Annotated in this window: 19 protein-coding genes; 7 read left to right on the forward strand and 12 right to left on the reverse strand. The window is 69.7% G+C overall.

Translation table 11 applies throughout. The features are described 5' to 3' along the window. On the reverse strand, positions 1-751 hold a 751-nt coding region (gene rfbD / locus DQP58_RS20105; RefSeq protein ID WP_430916340.1), incomplete at its 3' end, for a dTDP-4-dehydrorhamnose reductase. Positions 752-850: 99 nt separating this feature from the next. Between rfbD and DQP58_RS20110 the strand changes: the two genes are divergently transcribed. The 4 genes from DQP58_RS20110 to ctpC all read left to right on the forward strand — a co-directional run bounded on the left by DQP58_RS20110 (position 851) and on the right by ctpC (position 5692). Next, complete coding sequence (locus tag DQP58_RS20110) at positions 851-2323, forward strand: LCP family protein (protein WP_112709983.1); 1473 nt, start codon at positions 851-853, stop codon at positions 2321-2323. A gap of 6 nt (positions 2324-2329) precedes the next feature. Continuing rightward, complete coding sequence (locus DQP58_RS20115) at positions 2330-3070, forward strand: TIGR03089 family protein (protein WP_205869489.1); 741 nt, start codon at positions 2330-2332, stop codon at positions 3068-3070. 113 nt (positions 3071-3183) lie between these two features. Then, complete coding sequence (locus tag DQP58_RS20120; protein ID WP_066868504.1) at positions 3184-3465, forward strand: DUF1490 family protein; 282 nt, start codon at positions 3184-3186, stop codon at positions 3463-3465. 10 nt (positions 3466-3475) lie between these two features. Then, positions 3476-5692, forward strand: a complete 2217-nt coding sequence (ctpC, locus tag DQP58_RS20125; RefSeq protein WP_430916342.1) for a manganese-exporting P-type ATPase CtpC — start codon at positions 3476-3478, stop codon at positions 5690-5692. A gap of 4 nt (positions 5693-5696) precedes the next feature. Here ctpC and DQP58_RS20130 read toward each other — a convergent pair whose 3' ends face one another. Further along, positions 5697-6353: a cation transporter gene (locus tag DQP58_RS20130; RefSeq protein WP_112709984.1), complete on the reverse strand. Its 657-nt coding sequence runs from the start codon at positions 6351-6353 to the stop codon at positions 5697-5699. A gap of 137 nt (positions 6354-6490) precedes the next feature. On the opposite strand from DQP58_RS20130, the gene DQP58_RS20135 reads away from it, so the two are divergent. Continuing rightward, positions 6491-7405 carry a class I SAM-dependent methyltransferase gene (locus DQP58_RS20135; protein ID WP_112709985.1) on the forward strand — a complete coding sequence of 305 codons (915 nt, stop codon included), beginning with the start codon at positions 6491-6493 and terminating at the stop codon, positions 7403-7405. A 3-nt stretch (positions 7406-7408) separates the two neighbouring features. After that, complete coding sequence (locus DQP58_RS20140) at positions 7409-8611, forward strand: CoA transferase (RefSeq protein ID WP_112709986.1); 1203 nt, start codon at positions 7409-7411, stop codon at positions 8609-8611. A 4-nt stretch (positions 8612-8615) separates the two neighbouring features. Here DQP58_RS20140 and DQP58_RS20145 read toward each other — a convergent pair whose 3' ends face one another. From DQP58_RS20145 to DQP58_RS20180, 8 genes are all read right to left on the reverse strand, one after another. Continuing rightward, positions 8616-10568 (reverse strand): serine/threonine-protein kinase PknD, encoded by a 1953-nt coding sequence (locus DQP58_RS20145; protein ID WP_112709987.1) that lies wholly within the window; start codon positions 10566-10568, stop codon positions 8616-8618. Between the two features lie 18 nt (positions 10569-10586). Further along, positions 10587-11693: a phosphate ABC transporter substrate-binding protein PstS gene (gene pstS / locus DQP58_RS20150; RefSeq protein WP_112709988.1), complete on the reverse strand. Its 1107-nt coding sequence runs from the start codon at positions 11691-11693 to the stop codon at positions 10587-10589. Between the two features lie 247 nt (positions 11694-11940). After that, positions 11941-12390 (reverse strand): response regulator, encoded by a 450-nt coding sequence (locus DQP58_RS20155; RefSeq protein WP_112709989.1) that lies wholly within the window; start codon positions 12388-12390, stop codon positions 11941-11943. Further along, positions 12387-13985 (reverse strand): sensor histidine kinase, encoded by a 1599-nt coding sequence (locus DQP58_RS20160; RefSeq protein ID WP_112709990.1) that lies wholly within the window; start codon positions 13983-13985, stop codon positions 12387-12389. Before DQP58_RS20160 ends, DQP58_RS20155 begins: the two co-directional genes overlap by 4 nt. Next, positions 13982-15127 (reverse strand): PP2C family protein-serine/threonine phosphatase, encoded by a 1146-nt coding sequence (locus tag DQP58_RS20165; RefSeq protein WP_205869490.1) that lies wholly within the window; start codon positions 15125-15127, stop codon positions 13982-13984. The genes DQP58_RS20160 and DQP58_RS20165 overlap by 4 nt, the downstream gene beginning before the upstream one ends. A gap of 250 nt (positions 15128-15377) precedes the next feature. Continuing rightward, positions 15378-16547, reverse strand: a complete 1170-nt coding sequence (locus tag DQP58_RS20170) for an acyl-CoA dehydrogenase (RefSeq protein ID WP_112709992.1) — start codon at positions 16545-16547, stop codon at positions 15378-15380. 73 nt (positions 16548-16620) lie between these two features. Continuing rightward, positions 16621-17139 carry a 5-(carboxyamino)imidazole ribonucleotide mutase gene (gene purE / locus DQP58_RS20175; protein ID WP_112709993.1) on the reverse strand — a complete coding sequence of 173 codons (519 nt, stop codon included), beginning with the start codon at positions 17137-17139 and terminating at the stop codon, positions 16621-16623. Beyond that, positions 17132-18394, reverse strand: coding sequence for a 5-(carboxyamino)imidazole ribonucleotide synthase (locus DQP58_RS20180; RefSeq protein WP_430916346.1), 1263 nt, complete (start codon positions 18392-18394; stop codon positions 17132-17134). The genes purE and DQP58_RS20180 overlap by 8 nt, the downstream gene beginning before the upstream one ends. 110 nt (positions 18395-18504) lie before the next feature. Between DQP58_RS20180 and DQP58_RS20185 the strand changes: the two genes are divergently transcribed. Next, positions 18505-19164, forward strand: coding sequence for a GtrA family protein (locus DQP58_RS20185; protein WP_112709994.1), 660 nt, complete (start codon positions 18505-18507; stop codon positions 19162-19164). Here DQP58_RS20185 and DQP58_RS20190 read toward each other — a convergent pair. Beyond that, positions 19119-19637, reverse strand: a complete 519-nt coding sequence (locus DQP58_RS20190) for a PH domain-containing protein (RefSeq protein ID WP_112709995.1) — start codon at positions 19635-19637, stop codon at positions 19119-19121. The genes DQP58_RS20185 and DQP58_RS20190 overlap by 46 nt on opposite strands. Positions 19638-19848: 211 nt before the next feature. Further along, on the reverse strand, positions 19849-20399 hold a 551-nt coding region (locus DQP58_RS20200), incomplete at its 5' end, for a biotin--[acetyl-CoA-carboxylase] ligase (RefSeq protein ID WP_133259407.1).

A 20399-nucleotide genomic window follows, 5' to 3' on the forward strand; every position in this document is an offset into this window, starting at 1 on the left:
CCGGCCTCGGGAACTGTGCGGTGGTGACTGGCCGCACCCGTGCCGGGTCGGCGCCGCATTCCTCGAATACCGCCCGGGCCTGCTCGAACCGCGAGCAGGCGCCCTCGTTGGCGGCGTGCAGGATCGGGCCCGGCACGCGATCGTCGACGATCTGCAGCAGCGCGGCGGCCAGGTCGCCGACGTAGGTCGGCGAGCCGGTCTGGTCGTCGACCACGTCGACCGGGCCGTCGCCGGCGGCCAGGCGGCGCATCACCGCGACGAAGTCCTTGCCGGTGCCGCCGGTGTAGACCCAGGCGGTGCGCACGACGACCGCCTCGGGCAGCGCCGCGAGCACGGCCCGCTCCCCCGCGACCTTGCTGCGGGCGTAGACGCTTTGCGGCGCGGTCTGATCGGAGGGCTCGTACGGCCGGGGCGCGGCGCCACCGAAATCCCCGTTGAACACGTAATCGGTGGAGACGTGGATCAGCCGGGCGCCGGCCTTCGCGCAGGCCGCGGCGATGTGGCCGGGGCCGGTCTCGTTGACCGCGAACGCGCCGGCCTCGTCGCTCTCGGCGCCGTCGACGTCGGTGTAGGCCGCGCAGTTGATGACGACGTCGCCGCGCTGCACGATCCGCTGGGCGGCGGCGGGATCGGTGATGTCCCACTGCGACGACGTCAGCGCCAGCGCGTCGCGGCCCTGGCCCGCCGCCAACGAGGTCAAATAGCCGCCTAGCTGCCCACCGGCGCCGGCGATCACGATCCTGGCTGACATGGTTTTCAGTTTGGCATGGCCCGAAACGCCGGGACGAAGGCCGTGGCACGCGGGCGCCGGCTACCCGTGAAGCTCCTGTGTCGCAAGTAATGTAATGGGATGCCTGTGCAACGTGTGGTTCGTGTGATTGCCACCGCGCTGACGCTCGCGGTCGTCCTCGGCACCGGGATCGCGTGGACCAACGTGCGGTCCTTCGAAGACGGCATCTTTCACATGTCCGCGCCCTCGCTGGGCAAGGGCGGCGACGACGGCGCGATCGACATCCTGCTGGTCGGCCTCGACAGCCGCACCGACGCGCACGGCAACCCGTTGACCCAGGAGGAACTGGACACGCTCAAGGCCGGCGACGAGGAAGCCACCAACACCGACACGATCATCCTGATCCGCATCCCCAACAACGGGCGCTCGGCGACGGCGATCTCGATCCCGCGCGACTCCTACGTCGCCGCCCCGGGCCTGGGCAAGACCAAGATCAACGGCGTCTACGGCCAGACGCGGGAGGCCAAGCGCACCGCCCTGGTCAAGGCCGGCGCGTCGGCTACCGAGGCCGCCGCGCAGGGCACCGAGGCCGGCCGCGAGGCGCTGATCAAGACCGTCGCCGACCTCACCGGCGTCACCGTCGACCATTACGCCGAGATCGGCCTGCTGGGCTTCTCGCTGATCACCGACGCCCTCGGCGGCGTCGACGTCTGTCTCAAGGAGCCGGTGTTCGAACCGCTTTCGGGCGCCGACTTCCCGGCCGGCCCGCAGCGCCTCAGCGGCCCGGAAGCGCTCAGCTTCGTGCGTCAGCGCCACGAGCTGCCCCGCGGCGACCTGGACCGGGTGGTGCGCCAGCAGGTGGTGATGGCCTCGCTGGCCCACCGGGTCATTTCCGGCCAGACGCTGTCCAGCCCCAGCACGGTCAAGCGGCTGGAGGCCGCCGTCCAGCGCTCGGTGGTGATCTCCGCCGGTTGGGACGTCATGGATTTCGTGCAGCAGATGCAGAAGCTGGCCGGTGGCAACGTCGCCTTCGCCACCATCCCGGTGCTCGACGGCGCCGGCTGGAGCGACGACGGCATGCAGAGCGTGGTGCGGCTGGACCCGCATCAGGTCGCCGACTGGGTCGGCGGCCTGCTGCACGATCAGGAACAGGGCAAGACCGAGGAGATCGCCTACACCCCGGCCAAGACCACCGCCAGCGTCGTCAATGACACCGACATCAACGGCTTGGCCGCGGCGGTGTCGGATGTGTTGAGCGCCAAGGGTTTTGCGCCCGGTACTGTGGGCAACAACGACGGCGGGCACGTCAAGACCAGCCAGGTGCGAGCCGCCAAGAGCGACGACCTGGGAGCCAAGGAGATCTCCAAGGAACTGGGTGGGCTGCCCGTGGTCGCCGACACCTCGCTGGCGCCGGGCGCGGTGCGGGTGGTGCTGGCCAACGACTACAGCGGTCCGGGATCGGGCCTGTCCGGCGACGCGACGATCATGCCCGCCAAGGTGTCGACCGCCGGTGCGGTGACGGCCGACGCAAGAGTTCCGGCGCCGTCACCGATCCTGACCGCCGGCTCCGACAAGCCCGAGTGCATAAACTGACGACCTGTGCCGCAACCGACCACGCTGAGCGGGGCCATCCTCGATCCGTTGCTGCGGGCCGATCCGGTGGGACCGCGCATCACCTACTACGACGACGCGACCGGCGAGCGCATCGAACTGTCCGGCGTGACGCTGGCCAACTGGGCCGCCAAGACCGCCAACCTGCTGCGCGACGAGCTGGGCGCCGGGCCGGCCAGCCGGGTGGCGATCCTGTTGCCCGCGCACTGGCAGACGGCGGCGGTGCTGTTCGGGGTGTGGTGGATCGGCGCCGAGGCGGTGCCGGCCGGCCCGGGCAACCTGACCGCCGACGTCGCGCTGTGCACGGCCGAGCGACTCGACGAGGCCGATGACGCCGTAAGCATGGCGGCATCGGGAGGTGAGGTGGCGGTGCTGTCGCTGGACCCGTTCGGCCGCCCGGCACCCGACCTGCCGATCGGGGTGACGGACTACGCCACCGCGGTGCGGGTGCACGGCGATCAGATCGTTCCCGAACCGCGACCCGGTCCGGCGCTGGGCGGGCGATCGGTCGACGAGGTGCTGGCCGATTGCCAAAGCTCCGCCGCGGCAAGGGGTTTGACGTCCGGCGACCGGGTGCTGTCCGGCGCGTCGTGGTCCGGCCCGGCCGAGCTGGTGGATCACCTGCTGGCCATCCTGGCCGTCGGCGGCTCGCTGGTGCAGGTGGCCAACGCCGACCCGGCCGCACAACAGCGCCGCGTCGAGACCGAAAAGGTCACCCGGGTGCTGTAGCAGCCCGGCGGCGCCCGCCGGCCGCGGCCAATACATATTGATATCGCTATATTTCGATGTTAACGTCGTGCAAGCATGGGCTAACGCTGAGGCGAAACAGGAGGGTTGCGGCAATGGCGGTGTACGGGCTCTTGGCGAAGGCGGCAGGCACGGTGGTCACCGGGCTGGTCGGTGTGACGGCCTACGAGGTGGTGCGCAAGGCCGTGGCCAAGGCACCGCTGCACGAGACCGCGGTCAAGGGCGCCGAGCTCGGACTGCGCGGCACCCGCAAGGCCGAGGAGGCCGCCGAGTCGGCGCGGCTGCGGCTCGCCGACGTGATGGCCGAGGCCCGCGAGCGCATCGGCGAGGAGGCCCCCACTCCGTCGGTCGCCGCCCCGCACGACCACGAGCACTGATTCCCTCGACATGGACCTCGCCCTAGTCCCCGACATCGCAGACGAGGCGCGAACCGAAGGCACTGCGCTGCACGTCATTTCGGATGCAGCCGGACGCATGCGGGTCGCCGTCGACTGGGTGCGTGCCAACACCCGGCGTGCCGTCGCGGTCGAAGAGGCGGTCGCCAAGTGCGCGGGCGTGCGCGTGGTGCACGCCTACCCGCGCACCGGATCGGTCGTCGTCTGGTATTCGCCGCGGCGCTGTGACCGCTCCGCGGTGCTGGCCGCCATCGGCGAGGCGGCGCACGTCGCCGCCGAACTGATCCCGGCCCGGCCGCCGCATTCGGAGGAGATCCGCAACGCCGACGTGCTGCGCATGGTGATCGGCGGCGCCGCGCTGGCCCTGCTCGGGGTGCGCCGCTACGTCTTCGCGCGCCCGCCCCTGCTGGGCCCCAGCGGCCGACTGTTCGCCACCGGCGTCACCGTGTTCACCGGCTATCCCTTCCTGCGGGGCGCGCTGCGCTCGTTGCGCTCCGGGCGGGCCGGCACCGACGCGCTGGTCTCGGCGGCGACCGTGGCCAGCCTGGTGTTGCGCGAGAACGTCGTCGCGCTGACCGTGCTGTGGCTGCTCAATATCGGTGAGTACCTTCAGGATCTGACGTTGCGCCGGACCCGCCGCGCCATCTCCGAACTGCTGCGCGGCAGCCAGGACACGGCCTGGATCCGGCTGGAGGACAACGAGATTCAGGTGCCCATCGACACCGTGCAGATCGGCGACGAGGTGGTGGTGCACGACCACGTGGCCATCCCGGTCGATGGTGAGGTGGTCGACGGCGAGGCGATCGTCAACCAGTCGGCGATCACCGGGGAGAACCTGCCGGTCAGCGTGGTGGTGGGCGCGCACGTGCACGCGGGTTCGGTGGTGGTGCGCGGACGCCTGGTGGTGCGCGCCAGCGCGGTCGGCAACCAGACCACCATCGGCCGCATCATCACCCGGGTCGAGGAGGCCCAGCACGACCGGGCGCCGATCCAGACCGTCGGCGAAAACTTTTCGCGCCGTTTCGTTCCCACCTCGTTCATCGTCTCGGCCCTCACGCTGGCGGTCACCGGCGACGTGCGCCGGGCGATGACCATGCTGCTGATCGCCTGCCCGTGCGCGGTGGGGCTGGCCACGCCGACCGCGATCAGCGCGGCGATCGGCAACGGCGCGCGCCGCGGCATCCTGATCAAGGGCGGCTCGCACCTCGAGCAGGCCGGCCGGGTGGACGCGATCGTGTTCGACAAGACCGGCACGCTCACGGTCGGGCGCCCGGTGGTGACCAATATCATTGCGCTGCATAAGGATTGGCAGCCCGAGCAGGTGCTGGCGTATGCGGCGAGCTCGGAGATCCACTCCCGGCATCCGCTGGCCGAGGCGGTGATCCGGTCCACCGAGGAACGCCACATCACCATCCCGCCGCACGAGGAGTGCGAGGTCCTGGTCGGCCTGGGCATGCGGACCTGGGCCGACGGCCGGACCCTGCTGCTGGGCAGCCCGTCGCTGCTGCGCGCCGAGAAGGTGCGGGTGTCCAAGAAGGCCTCGGAGTGGGTGGACCGGCTGCGCCGTCAGGCCGAGACCCCGCTGCTGCTGGCCGTCGACGGCAAGCTGGTGGGGCTGATCAGCCTGCGTGACGAGGTGCGTCCCGAGGCCTCCGAGGTGCTCAAGAAGCTGCGCGCCAACGGCATTCGCCGCATCGTCATGCTCACCGGAGATCACCCGGACATCGCCGAGGTGGTCGCGGGCGAACTCGGGATCGACGAGTGGTGCGCCGAGGTGATGCCGGAGGACAAGCTCGCGGCGGTGCGCGACCTGCAGGACGAGGGCTACACCGTCGGCATGGTCGGCGACGGCATCAACGACGCGCCCGCGCTGGCCGCCGCCGACATCGGCATCGCGATGGGGCTGGCCGGCACCGACGTCGCCGTCGAGACCGCCGACGTGGCGCTGGCCAACGACGACCTGCACCGGCTGCTCGACGTCGGCGACCTGGGTGCCCGCGCGGTCGACGTCATCCGGGAGAACTACGGGATGTCCATCGCCGTCAACGCCGCCGGGCTGATCATCGGCGCGGGCGGGGCGCTATCCCCGGTGCTGGCCGCGATCCTGCACAACGCCTCGTCGGTGGCGGTGGTGGCCAACAGTTCCCGGCTGATCCGCTACCGGCTGGACGCGCCGCGCGCCGCGACGAACGGCGAGCGCGCCGGCTAGGCGGTCAGCAGCCGCACTCCTGGCCGCGCCAGGCGCGCAGGCCCTGCCAGAGCGCGACACCGGCAATGGCCAGCCCGACGGCCGGGTCGATCCACCACGTGCTGGACCACAGCGCCGTCATCGCGAGGCCGATCAGCACCCCGGCGGCCTGGGCGGCGCACAGGTAGTTCTGGACGCCTTCGGCCTCGGTGGCCCCCGAGCCCAGCCGGGTGCCCAATCGGTGGTTGGCCCGTCCCAGCACCGGCATCAGCACCAGCGCCAGGGCGGTCAGCCCGATGCCGATCGCCGAGGTCTCGGCGTGCCGTTCGCCCGCCAGCTCGCGGATCGACTCGGCGGCGATGTACGGCGCGGTCAACCAGAACGACACCGCCACACCGCGTTGCGCGCGCCGCTCGGCCCGCTCGGAGCAGGCGCGCGCCCCGCTGAACCGCCACACCACCATGGCGCTGGCCAGCGCCTCCGACGTGCCGCCCAGGGCCCACCCGGTCAGGGCGACGGAGGACACCGACAACCCCTGCCACAGCCCGACGACACCCTCGACCAGCACCACCGCCAGGCTGATCCAGGCCAACCGCCGCGCTCGCGCGGCGCCGCGCCGCCAGTCGACCTCACGCGCCGCGCTGGTCCCGCACTGCTGCTCGAGGGCAACCGAAGTGGTCATGGCGCGAGGCTAGCGGCGGCGCGGCCGGCCGCGCCGCCGCAACGCCCGGCCGTGATCGATCTGTATCGCACCTCGCGACTCGCGCGGCGGTGCCGGTAGTTATTGTGGCTAACCAGTAGACCGGAAGGGATTCCTCGATGGCGCGCACCGACGACGACACCTGGGACCTGGCGACCAGCGTGGGAGCGACCGCCACCATGGTGGCCGCCGGGCGCGCCCGGGCCACCCGGGACGGGCTGATCGACGATCGGTTCGCCGAGCCGCTGGTGCGCGCGGTCGGGGTCGACTTCATGACCCGCTGGGCCGCCGGCGCACTGGACTCCGCCGACGTCGACGAGCCCGGCGCGCCGTGGGGCATGCAACGCATGACCGACATGCTCGCCGCCCGCACCCGCTACATCGACGCCTTCTTCGCCGAGGCGGGCGCCGCCGGCATCGACCAGGTGGTCATCCTGGCCTCCGGGCTGGACGCGCGCGCCTATCGGCTGGCGTGGGCGCCGGGCACCACGGTGTTCGAGATCGACCAGCCGCAGGTCCTCGAGTTCAAGGCCGCCACCATCGCCGAACTCGGCGCCCAACCCACCGCCGAGGTACGCGCCGTCCCCATCGACCTGCGCCACGACTGGCCGGCGGCGCTGCGCCAGGCCGGCTTCGACACCGGGCGACCCGCCGCCTGGGCGGCCGAGGGGCTGGTCGGCTTCCTGCCGCCCGAGGCCCAGGATCGCTTGCTGGACAACGTCACCGCGTTGTCCGCCGACGGCAGCCAGCTGGTGGCCGAGGTGTTCGCGAACACCGGGATCAACGGTGACGCCCTGAATGCCGCCAGCGAGAAGTGGCGGCGTAACGGCCTGGACATCGCCCTGGGCGAGCTGGGCTTCCCCGGCGAGCGCAACGACGTGGCGACCTACCTGCAGCAGCGCGGCTGGCAGCCGGTCCGCACCCCGCTCAACCAGCTGCTGGCCAACACCGGGCTGCCGCTGCAGTCGACCGACCCGGATGCGCCCTTCGCCCAGAACTACTACTGCACCGCGGTGCTGAACAAGACGGGGTAGACGATGCCGAACAGCAAGCCCGCCAAGCCACTTGACGGATTCCGGGTGCTCGACTTCACCCAGAACATCGCCGGCCCGATGGCCGGACAGGTGCTGGCGGATCTGGGCGCCGAGGTCATCAAGATCGAGGCGCCCGTCGGTGAGGCCGCCCGGCACATCACGGCGGTGCTGCCCGGGCGCCCGCCGCTGGCCACCCTGTTCCTCCCCCACAACCGCGGCAAGAAGTCGGTGATGGCCGACCTGCGCAGCGACGAGGCCAAGGAACAGATCCTGCGGCTGGTCGACACCGCAGATGTTGTGCTGGAAGGCTTTCGGCCCGGGGTGATGGAGCGCATGGGCCTGGGCCCCGACGAGCTGCAATCGCGCAATCCCAAGCTCATCTACGCGCGCCTTTCGGCCTACGGCGGCAACGGCCCGCAGGGCAACCGACCGGGCGTCGACCTGATGGTGGCCGCCGAGTCGGGCATGACCACCGGGATGCCCACGCCCACCGGCAAACCCCAGATCATCCCGTTCCAGCTCGTCGACGCCGCGAGCGGTCACGTGCTGGCCCAGGCGGTGCTGGCCGCGCTGCTCAACCGCGAACGCCACGGCGTCGCCGACGTGGTGCGGGTCGCCATGTACGACGTCGCGGTCAGCCTGCAGGCCAGCCAGCTGACCATCCACCTGAACAAGCCGACCGAGGCCCCCAAGCCGCACGCGCCAAAGACCAAGCGGCGCAAGGGCGTTGGCTTCGCCACCCAGCCATCGGACGCGTTCAAGGCCGCCGACGGCTACCTGGTGATCAGCGCGTACGTGCCCAAGCACTGGGACAAGCTGTGCGAGATCATCGGCCGGCCCGACATGCGCGACGACGAGCGGTTCATCGACCAGCGGGCGCGGGCGCTCAACTATCCCGAACTGACCGAGGAACTCGAGAAGGCGCTGACCGCCAAGACCGCCGACGAATGGGTGCGGCTGCTACAGGAGGGCGGCCTGATGGCCTGTCACGCCTACACCTGGAAGCAGGTGGTGAGCACCCCGCTGTTCGCCGAGAACGAGCTGGCCCTGCCGGTCGGCGATGGCGCCGACCGGGTCACCGTAATCCGCACCCCCGCACGCTATTCCAGCTTCGAAGCCTTGTCAGCCGGGTGGGCCACCGACCCACCCCCGGCCCTCGGCCAGCACACCGAGGAATACCTGGGCGCGGCCCAGCCCACACCGTAGGCGTTCACGGCGTCAGCTTGACCACCCGGTCGTTGCCGCGGTCGGCGACGTAGACGCTCTGATCCTTGTCGACCATCACCGCCAGCGGGGTGTTGAGCCCGGTGAATCCGAGGACGGTTCCGGTGGCCGCCCCCGGCGCGTACTTCACCACGTCGCTTTTGTCGTGCTCGGTGACGTAGACGGTGCCGCTGTTGTCCACCGCGATGCCCCACGGCACGGACACGTCGCGAAATGGCAACTCCGACTGGGTATTTGACGCCGCGTCAAGCTTCACCACTCGGTTGTTGTCGGTGTCGGTGACGTAGACGTTGCCCGCCGGGTCGACGGCCACGCCGTCCGGGTTGTTCAGCCCGTTGAACGGCAGCACTGTCTGGTTCTGCGATCCCGCCGCCAGCTTCACCACCCGGCTGTTGCCGCGGTCGGCGACGTACACCGCGCCCTGGCTGTCGACCGCCACTCCCTCGGGATAGTTCAGACCGGTGAACGGCAGCGGCTTTTGATCGTTGGAGCCGGCGGCCATGCTGAGCACCCGGTTGTTGAAGTCGGCGACATACACGGTGCCCGCGCCGTCGACAGCCAGGCCCTGCGGCTGGTAGAGCCCGTTGAACGGCAGCACCGTGGTGGCGTCGGAACCGGACGTCAGCTTCACCACCCGCCCGTACATGCCCTCGCTGGTGACGTAGACGTTGCCGGCGCTGTCCAGCGTCACGCCACCCGGCGAGAGGCGGAAGTCAATGCCGTTGAAGGGCAACACACTTTGGCCGCTGGCCTGCTTGGACGGTCCCGAGGACCCGGTGGACAGGTAGCCGACGACCGCCACCACGAAAGCGACCAGCGCGACCAGGGCGATGGCGCCGACGATGATCCACTGCTTGCGTTTGTTGTCGGTCGGCGCGACGGGGCGCCCGAAGTCCGGGGCGGGCGCATGCGCGCGGCCGGAAGCCGTTGGGGCGGCGCGGATCAGCGACGGTCGGGGGCCGGACCGCTCGCTGCTGGTCACCCCGCCGGCCCTGGGGGGCAGCGGGCCGGCAACGGTGTCGGCGCTCGGCGACGGAGCGTACGCACCCATCGCGATCTGGCCGTCGCGCAGGATCGTGCTGGCCTTGCGCTGCTCGGACGTGGTCAGCGCCTCGTGGGCGGCGGCGGCGAACTCTCCCGCGGTGCGGTAGCGGTCCTCGGGGCGCTTGGCCATGCCCTTGGCGATCACCTCGTCGAGGGCGGGCGGGAACGCGCCGGGGCGCAATTGGCTGGGCGGCGGGGCCGTCTTGGTCAGGTGCGCGGCCACCAGCCGTTCGACGGTGTCGGCCCGGTACGGCGGCGAGCCGGTCAAGCACTCGCTCAATACGCATGCGAGCGAATAGATGTCGACGCTGTTGGTGACCTCGTCCTCGGTGAACCGCTCCGGCGCCATGTAGTAGTACGTGCCGATCGCGGTCCCCACCTGGGTCAGCCCCGGATCCGACGCGGCCCGCGCGATGCCGAAGTCCGCCAGGTAGGCGAAGTCGCTGGGGGTCACCAGGATGTTGCCCGGTGTGACGTCGCGGTGGGTCACCCCGGCGGCGTGCGCCGCGTCCAGCGCGGCGGCGACCTGACGGATGATGGCGATCGCCCGCGGCGCGGCCAGCGGCCCCTCCCGGTGCAACAGCGTGCCCAGATCGACGCCGTCGACGAGGCGCATCTCCACATAGAATCGCCCGTCGATCTCGCCATAATCGTGGATCGGCACCACGTGCGGCTCGGTCAGCCGTCCGGCGATGTCGGCCTCGCGCTGCAGCCGGGCGCTGAACTCCGGGTTGCCGGAGAACTGCTGCGAGATCAGCTTCAGGGCCACCAAGCGGCGCTTGCGGGCGTCCTCGGCCTCGTAGACCTCGCCCATGCCACCCTGGCGCAGCAGTCGCACCAGCCGGTAGGGGCCGAACCACGACCCGACCCGCGAGGCCGGCCCGCTATCGCTCACCGTCGAGCCTCCTTACCGTCAGGAAATCGCATTGACCGCGCTCGAGAGCTTCGCCGTGAACGAGCTGGGTAGCGGGATCGAACCGTACTGGTCCAGACCGTCCTGGCCCGGTCCGATCGCGGCCTGCATGAACGCCTTCACCGCCGACCCGGTCGCCGCGTCCGGGTATTTCGAACAGACGATCTCGTAGGTCGCCAGCACGATCGGGTACGCGCCCTGCTGGGTCGGCTTGTAGAACGACGAGGTGTCCAGCACCAGGTCGTTGCCCTGCCCACCAAAGGTGGCCCCGGCGATCGTCTTCTCAACGGAGTCCTTGGTGATGGGCACCGCGTCCGGACCCGCCGAGGTGATGATCGACGCCATGCTCAGCTGCTTGCCCACCGCGAACGACCACTCGTTGTAGGTGATCGACCCGTCGGTGTTCTGCAGCAGCGCCGACGTGCCGTTGTTCCCGCTGGCGCCCTGGCCGACGCCGCCGGTGAACGCCTCGCTGGTGCCCTTGCCCCAGGCGCCGTTGGACGCGCCATCCAGGTACTTCTGGAAGTTGGCGGTGGTGCCGGACTTATCGCTGCGGAAGATGACCGCGATGGGCGTCGACGGCAGGTTCAGGCTCGGGTTGCTGGCCTTGAGCGCCGGGTCGTCCCACTTGGTGATGGCGCCGTTGAAGATCTTCGCGACGGTGGGTCCGTCCAATTTCAGCCCGCTGACCCCGGCGAGGTGGTAGGTCACCGCGATCGGCCCGAACACCGTCGGCAGGTCCCAGGCGGGCGAATTGCACCGCGCCGCCGCCCGCTCGGTCTGGCCCGTGGTGGGATCCAGCGGGACGTCCGAACCGGCGAGATCGGTCTGATTGTTGACGAACTGCGTGACACCGGCGCCCGACCCGTTCGCGTTGTAGTCCAGCGTGTAACCCGGGCAGGCGCGGACATAGGCGTAGACGAACTGTTCGATCGCGTTCTGCTGCGCGGTCGAGCCGCTGTCTTTGAGCACCTTCTTGCCGCCGCAGTCCACCGACGCCGGCTTGCCCCCGGAGCCCGACGAGTTCGAGTGGTCCCCACAGCCCGTCAGCGCCAGGGCGGTCACGGCCGCCAGGCTCAGCGCTGCGCCGTATCGAGCGAACCTCACGCAACTCCTTCGCACCTCGCGGCGGCGGACGCGCGGACATCGCCGCCGGCTACTGCCCAGGGGACAACAAAAGTTAACCAACCGTGAATATACAAACCCTTGACATTCAATAAGAGGTAACTGTGTGCCCGCTGTTCGCCGGGAGGCACGTAACATCGAACGCCGACGAGAGGCCCAGAACCGTGTTCCTGCTACTGATCGTGCTGGGCTGGTTGCTCGGCTGGCTATCGCGGCGAGCGCCGCGCGATCAGCTCCCGTTGCCCGGGAGCCGCACCACCTGAACGAAGAACTCGTCGATCTGCCGGACGGCCTTCATGAACTGATCGAGGTCGACGGGTTTGGTGACGTAGGCGTTCGCGTGCAGCTTGTAGCTCTTGAGGATGTCCTCCTCCGCCGAGGAGGTGGTGAGCACCACGACCGGGATGCGGGCCAGGTCGGGATCCGACTTGACCTTCTCCAGCAGCTGACGGCCGTCGTATTTGGGCAGGTTCAAATCGAGCAGGATGAGGTCGGGGCGCGGCGCGTCGGCGAACTCACCGCGCCGGTAGAGGTAGTTGAGGCCTTCCTCGCCGTCGTGGGCGACGTGCAGCCGGTTCTTGAGCTTGTTGTGCTCGAACGCTTCTCGCGTGATGAGCTCGTCGCCCGGATCGTCCTCGACGAGCAGGATGTCGATCGCTCTGCCTTCGGGTGTCGTCATTGATGCGCTCCTTCCAAAGCGACCGGGTCTGCTTTGTCGACGGGTTCGGGCATGGGCAGGGTGAATTCGAATCGGGTCCCGTCGGTGTAGGACGTGTCGATCCGGACGGTGCCGCCGTGGTGCTCGATGATCTTCTTGACCAGTGCCAGGCCAACCCCGGTGCCGGCGTACACATCCCGGCCGTGCAGCCGCTGGAAGATCACGAAGACCTTATCGGAGAACTCCTCCGGAATGCCGATGCCGTTGTCCGCCACGCTCAGCAGCCACTGCCCGTCTTGCGTGCCGGTGCCCGGCGCGCATTCGATGACGATGCGGGGGCGGCGATCCTTGTGCCGGAATTTGATCGCGTTGCCGACCAGGTTCTGCCACAGCATCGTCAGCAGCATCGGGTCGCCGACGATCTGCGGCAGCGGCTCGGGGCGCACGATCTCGGCGTCGGTCTCCTCGATCGCGACGGCCAGATTGGCCAGGCCGGCATCGAGCGTCGCGTCGAGGGCCACCTCACTCTCGGTGGTGCCCAGCCGGCCGACCCGGGAGAAGGTGAGCAGGTCGTTGATCAGGGCCTGCATGCGCTTGGCGCCGTCGACCGCGAAGCCGATGTATTCGATGCCGCGCTCGTCGAGCTTGTCGCCATAACGCTTCTCCAGCAGCTGACAAAACGACGCGACCTTGCGCAGCGGCTCCTGCAGGTCGTGGGAGGCGACGTAGGCGAACTGCTCCAGCTCGGTGTTGGAACGCCGCAATTCGGCGGCCTGCTCATCCAGTTGCGCCTGGGCGCTTTGCGACACCGCGAGTTCGGAGACGATGCGCTTGCGCATGTTCTCCACGTCGATCGCCATGTTCCGGATGTCCCTAGGCCGCCGCGGAGGCGAGATCGTCTCGTCGAAGTTGCCCTCGGTGATCCGCCGGCAGTCCGCGGCCAGCGCCGCAATCGGCCGGGTGATCGCCGCGCGACTGAGCAACCCCAGTGCCGTGGCGGCGCCGATGACGATCAGCACCGTGGCGCCCAGCACCCAGTCGCGCCAGCCGTTGATCTCGTTGAGCTCGTCGATGGCCGCCGTCCTGGCCACCGCGAGGTGCGTGTTCTGCGTTTCGAAAAGTTCACGCAGATGGTCGAATTTGACCTTGCCCATGTCGGCCGTGCGGGGGCTCACGTAGGTCGGCGTCTTGGGAGCCACGTTGGCGATCAGCGGCTCGGCATAGTTCGTCCGCCAGTCGGCGGCGGCGGCTTCCACCGCATCCAGGTCGGCCATCAGCTCCGCGCGCCCACCCACCAGACGCCGAATCTCGTTGGCCGCATCCTGTTCGGCGCGCTGCCCGTCGTAATACGGCGCAAGGAACTGCCGGTCGGCGGTGATCAGGTAGCCGCGCATGCCCGTCTCCTGGTCACGCACGGCCGACTGCAAACGCGCCGCTGCGACGCGCGCAGGCTGAATGTTCTGGGCCAACTCGCGCGACACCTCGTCGGTGCGGTGCAGTAACGCCGCACCGACCAGCGCCCCGACCAGCACCGTGGCACCCAGGATCCACAACACGAGCGCCAGCCATCCCCGCACGGTGAGCTCGGTCAGCCGAAGCGGACGCAATGCCGTCACGTGGTCGTCCTCTCCAGCCGCAGCACGGCGATGTCGTCGGTGAGGCCGCCGCGGGGCTGCGCGAGTTCCTGGGCCCCGTTGACCAGCGCGTCGACGAACTCGGGACCGGGCCGGTGGGCGTGCGTGCGGGCGAGGGCGAGCAGGCCGTCCTCGCCGAGCCGTTGCGCGCCTTCGCCCGAATACCCCTCGTAGAGCCCGTCGGTCAGCAACAGCAGGCCCTCACCGGCGCGCAACTCCAGTTCTTCTTGCGGCCAGTCGCCGGCGTGCAGCCCCAACGCCGGGCCGCCGGGCGGCTCCAGCCACTCCACGGTCCCGCCGGCCTGCAGCAACATCCCGGGATGGCCGGCGCGGATGACGCTGACCCGCGGGCTGTCCGGCGAGATCTCCAGGCTCAGCACCGTCGCGAAGATCCCGGTGCCGGTGCGTTCCGAATACAAGACCCGCTCGAGCTGGCGCATCAGTTCGACGCCGTGCAGGCCGGCGAAGGTGAGCGCGCGAAACGCGATCCGCAGGGCCGCGCCCAGCGCCGCCTCGTGCGGGCCGTGCCCGGCGACGTCGCCGATCAGCACGTGCACGACCCGGTCGGGGGTCTGCACGACGTCGTAGAAATCACCGCACAGCAGCGCGTCTTCGCGGCTCGGCCGGTACCGGGCGACGATGTCGACGCCCGGGTCGTCCAGCAGCAGCGGCGACGGCAGCAGGCCGCGTTCCAGCAGCGCGTTCTCGCGGGCCCGCAGCCGAGTCGCGTGCAGATCGGCGGCGATCAGCTCGGCACGCTTGCGCTCGATCGCGTAGAGCAGCGCGCGGCGCAGCATCTCCGGCTCGACCCGGCCCTTGACCAAGTAGTCCTGGGCACCGGCGGCGACCGCCGACGCCCCGAAGTATTCGTCGTTCAGCCCGGTCAGCACCACGATCGGGACGGTCGCGTCGAGGCTGGCGATGCGGTTCAACGCGTCGATACCGCTGGCGTCGGGCAGGTTCAGATCCAACAGCACGCAGTCGGGCCGCGCGGACACCAGCTCGCGTTCGGCGTCCGCCATCGACTTCGCCCACACCACCCGGATGTCGGTGACCGCGTCGGTGATCAGGTCTTCCACCAGCACCGCGTCGGCGCGGTCGTCCTCGACCAACAGCAACGACAACGACTGCCAACTCGCCGTCGGGGCGGCTACAGCGCTCGTCGGTATCAATTCCCGGCCATCTGTGAACGGGCAGAGGAAGTCACTTTCCGCACAGCAGACCCCCTTGCCGCGATAAGACCCTTTGCTCGCCTGACGGTGGTCGGACGCGAGTCGGTGACTGTTTACCGACCGTCGGCGTGGACTTCACGCACCGAGTGGAGATCCTAAGCGGTGCGGGTCGGAGTTTCGCAAGAGCATCGCCGGAAGGCGTTCAGCGCAGCAGCGCCCGCGACATCACGACGCGCTGAATCTGGTTGGTGCCCTCGTAGATCTGGGTGATCTTGGCGTCGCGCATCATCCGCTCGACGGGGAAGTCGACGGTGTAGCCGGCGCCGCCGAACAGCTGCACCGCGTCGGTGGTGACCTCCATCGCGACGTCGGAGGCCAGGCACTTGGATGCGGCGGAGATGAAGCCCAGGTTGGATTCGCCACGCTCGGCGCGGGCGGCGGCGTGGTACACCATCAGCCGCGCGGACTCGACCTTCATGGCCATGTCGGCGAGCATGAACTGCACGCCCTGGTTGTCGCTGACCGGACGGCCGAATTGCTTACGGTCCTTGGTGTAGGCGATGGCGGCGTCCAGCGCGCCCTGGGCGATACCGACCGCCTGGGCGCCGATGGTGGGCCGGGTGTGGTCCAGCGTCGCCAGCGCGGTCTTGAAGCCGGTACCGGGTTCGCCGATGATCCGGTCGCCCGGGATGCGACAGTTCTCGAAGTAGAGCTCGGTGGTCGGTGAGCCCTTGATGCCCAGTTTCTTCTCCTTGGGCCCGACCGAAAAGCCCTCGTCGTCCTTGTGCACCATGAACGACGAGATGCCGCCTGAGCCCTTGTCCGGGTCGGTCACGGCCATCACCGTGTACCAGCTCGACTTGCCGCCGTTGGTGATCCAACACTTGGCGCCGTTGAGGATCCAGTCGTCGCCGTCGGCCTTGGCGCGGGTCCGCATCGAGGCCGCGTCGCTGCCGGCCTCGCGCTCGCTCAGCGCGTAGGACGCCATCGCGGTTCCGTCGGCGATCGACGGCAGCACCTGCTTCTTCAGCTCGTCCGAGCCGCGCAGGATCAGCCCCATCGTGCCCAGCTTGTTGACCGCCGGAATCAGCGAGGCCGAGGTGTCCACGCGGGCGACTTCCTCGATCACGATGCAGGCGGCCACCGAGTCCGCGCCCTGCCCGCCGTACTCCTCGGGCACGTGCACGGCGTTGAAACCGGAGGCGTTCAGCGCCTCCAGCGCCTCCTCGGGAAACCGGGAGTTCTCGTCCACGTCGGCGGCGTGCGGGGCGATCTCCTTTTCCGCCAGCGCGCGGATCGCGGCCCGCAATTCGGTGTGCTCCTCGGGCAATTGGAACAAATCAAAGGTGGGGTTTCCGGCCCATCCAGCCATCTCGGCCTCCTATTACTACTCTGCCGACATGCCCGGCTTCTCTGCGGGCGCGGCCCGCCTCGTCGCCAGGCTACTAGCCGGTAACTTTACCCTGACGCTGCTGCAGCGCCGCATCCTTGGCCCGCACGCTCTCGGCCAGCTGGTCCTGGAACTCCACGATCCGCGCCCGCAGCGCCGGGTCCGACGAACCGAGGATGCGCACGGCCAGCAGGCCCGCGTTGCGGGCTCCCCCGATAGAGACCGTGGCCACCGGGACACCGGCGGGCATCTGCACGATCGACAGCAGCGAATCCAGGCCGTCCAGGCGCGCCAGCGGCACCGGCACGCCGATCACCGGCAGCGGCGTGGCGGACGCGACCATGCCGGGCAAATGCGCGGCACCCCCGGCGCCGGCGATGATCACTTCGATGCCGCGCCCGGCCGCGTCGCGCGCGTAGTCGAACATCACCTGCGGGGTGCGGTGCGCCGAGACCACCCGAACCTCGGCCGGCACGTCGAACTCGGCCAGCGCCGCCGCGGCGTCGGCCATCACCGACCAATCGCTGTCGCTGCCCATGATCACGCCGACCCTGGCCTGCTGATCGCTACTCATGTGGATCCCATCCGTCCGTCCACTGCGCGTGTGACAACCAGTGTGCCGCCAGCTCGGCGCGTTCCCGCAGCTTCGCGACGTAATCCCGATCCGCCGCCTTGGTGCCGACGAAGTTGATGTGGCCGACCTTTCGGCCGGGTCGTTCCTGCTTGCCGTACAGGTGCACGCGGGCGTCGGGCATCCGCGCGAACAGGTGGTGCAGCCGCTCGTCGACGCTCATCCGCGGGATTTCGGGGGCGCCCAACACGTTGGCCATCACCGTCACCGGGGCCAGGGCGTCGGTGTCGCCGAGCGGATAGTCCAGCACCGCGCGCAGATGCTGCTCGAACTGGCTGGTGCGCGACCCGTCCATGGTCCAGTGCCCCGAGTTGTGCGGCCGCATCGCCAGCTCGTTGACCAGCAGCTCGCCGTCCACGGTCTCGAACAGCTCGACGGCGAGCACCCCGACCACGCCGAGCTCGGCCGCCAGCCGCAGCGCCAGTTGCTGCGCGGCGGCGGCCTGCTCGCCCGACAGCTCCGGCGCGGGCGCGATCACCTGCACGCAGATCCCGTCCCGCTGCACGGTCTCGACGACCGGCCACGCCGCGCCCTGGCCGAACGGTGACCGGGCCACCAGGGCGGACAGCTCGCGGCGCAGGTTCACCTGCTCCTCGGCCATCACCGGCACCCCCTCGGCCAGGAACGCTGTCGCGATCTCGCGAGCGTGCAACGGGTCGCGCGCCATCCGTACCCCGCGCCCGTCGTAGCCGCCGCGGACCGCTTTGACCACCACCGGGCCGGCGATGCGCCGCGCGAAGGCGTCGAGTTCGTCGACGCTGCCGATCTCGGCGTAGCGCGGCACCGGGACGCCGAGGGCCTCGAGGCGGCGGCGCATGACGAGCTTGTCCTGCGCGTGCACCAGGGCCTGCGGCGGCGGCGCCACGTTGATGCCCTCGGCGACCAGCTTGTCCAGCAGTTCGTTCGGCACGTGTTCGTGGTCGAAGGTCAGCACGTCGGCGCCCGCCGCCACCCGGCGCAGGTCGTCGATGTCGGTGTGCGAACCGATGACGATGTCGGGCGCGACCAGCGCCGCCGGCTCGTCGGCGGCGGTGGCCAGTACCCGCAGCGACTGCCCCAGGGCGATCGCCGCCTGATGGGTCATTCGGGCGAGCTGGCCGCCGCCGACCATCGCCACGACGGGGACGGCGCGGGGGGCGGTTCGGGAGGCTGCGGAGGGGGCGGCGCCCGGCGGGCGTGTACTCGGCACGGCCATCATGGTGTCACGGCGAAACTCCCCGGCGCTAAAGGCGTGTTGACCGGGGCCGACACCGAATTGTTACGTACAATTTTGCGTCGAATTTGTGTCCGTCCGTACACTGACGTGTTGTGTCCTTCGCCGAAGCCACGATTTCGCGTCTGCCTAGGGTTATGCAGCCCTATTTGCTACGCCACCACGAACTGATCAAATTCGCCATCGTCGGCGGAACCACATTTGTCATCGACTCGGCGATTTTCTACACGCTGAAGCTGACAATTCTGGAGCCCAAACCGGTGACCGCAAAGGTGATCGCCGGCATTGTCGCGGTGATCGCGTCCTACGTGCTGAACCGGGAATGGAGCTTCCGCAACCGCGGCGGCCGCGAGCGCCACCACGAGGCGCTGCTGTTCTTCGCGTTCAGCGGCGTGGGGGTGCTGCTGTCGATGGCGCCGCTGTGGTTCTCCAGCTATGTGTTGCAGCTGCGCGAGCCCACGGTGTCGCTGGCGGTGGAAAACGTCGCCGACTTCATCTCGGCCTACATCATCGGCAACCTGCTGCAGATGGCATTCCGGTTCTGGGCGTTTAGGCGCTGGGTGTTCCCCGACCAGTTCGCGCGCGACCCGGAGAAGGCGCTGGAATCCGCGCTGACCGCCGGCGGCATCGCCGAGATCTTCGAGGACGAGATCGAAAAGGACAACGTCACGCTGCTGCGCGCCTGGCGCAACCGGGCCGGCCGGCTCGGTCAGCTGGGCGATTCCTCGGAACCCAGGGTGTCGAAGACTTCGTGATACAGCAGCGCGTGTACCTCGCGCAGCCGCGGAATGTCGTAGAACTCCAACGGATCTTGTGACGCCGATTCGATGATCAGCGTCCCGGTGCGCAACATCCGCTCGGTGATGCGGTCGCGAAATTCCACGCTGTTGATCCGGGCCAGCGGGATGTCGATCCCGGTGCGGGTGGCCACCCCGTGCCGAAACATCACCCGCCGGTTGGTCACCACGAAGTGAGTGGTGAGCCAACTCAGAAACGGCCACAGCGTCAGCCAGCCCACGATCACCAGCCAGACGCCCCAGATGACGCCGTAGATGATGTTCTTGGCGAGCTGCTCGAAGTGCGTCGAGTTGAGGTATCCCGAGCCGAACGCGGCCAGTCCGGTCACCCCGATGAGCACCAGCACCGGCCAGATCAGCCGCTTCCAGTGCGGGTGGCGGTGCACGATGACGTGTTCGCCGGCGGCCAGGACGTTATCCGGGTAGCCCATGCCTGCAGACATTAGCTGTGCGCCGCGCCTGCGATCGCCACTAGCGCAAATGGTGGCGACCCGCCGCGCCCGGCCACGGCCGCGCTTGCGATCGCCACTAGCGCAAATGGTGGCGACCCGCCGCGCCCGGCCACGCCCGCGCTTGCGATCGCCACTAGCGCAAATGGTGGCGACCCACCGCGCCCGGCCACGGCCGCGCTTGCGATCGCCACTAGCGCAAATGCACCACGTCACCGGCCGCGACTACGACGGTCTGCCCGCCGCTTTCCAGGCACAGCCGGCCCTGGTCGTCGATGGCGGTGGCGGTCCCGTCGACCTGTTTGCCGCCGGGCAGGTGCGCGCGGACCCGGTTGCCGAGGGTCAGGCTGCGCGCCCGGTAGTCGGCGGCCAATGCCCAGTCGGCCCCCCGCGCGGCGCGCCAGCCCACGATTCGCCGCCCCAGTTCGCGCAGCAGTGCCGACACCAGCCCGGTGCGGTCCGGCGCGGCGACCCCCAGGTCCAGCAACGACCTGAGCGCGGGGGCGCCGGGACCGTCGATCTCCTCGGCGGACTGAGTCACGTTGAGCCCCAAGCCGATTACCACGACGGGCTTGGCCACCTCGGCCAGAATTCCGGCCAGCTTGCCCGGCGAATCCGGCGGGCCGGCCAGCACGTCGTTGGGCCACTTGAGACCGGCCTGGGCCCCGGTGCCCGCCAGCAGCGGCGTCACGGTGTCGACCACCGCCACCCCGGTGGCCAGCGGCAGCCAGCCCCATCCGGTGG

The organism is Mycobacterium colombiense, from assembly GCF_003284975.1.
GTDB classification, from domain to species: Bacteria; Actinomycetota; Actinomycetes; order Mycobacteriales; family Mycobacteriaceae; genus Mycobacterium; species Mycobacterium europaeum_A.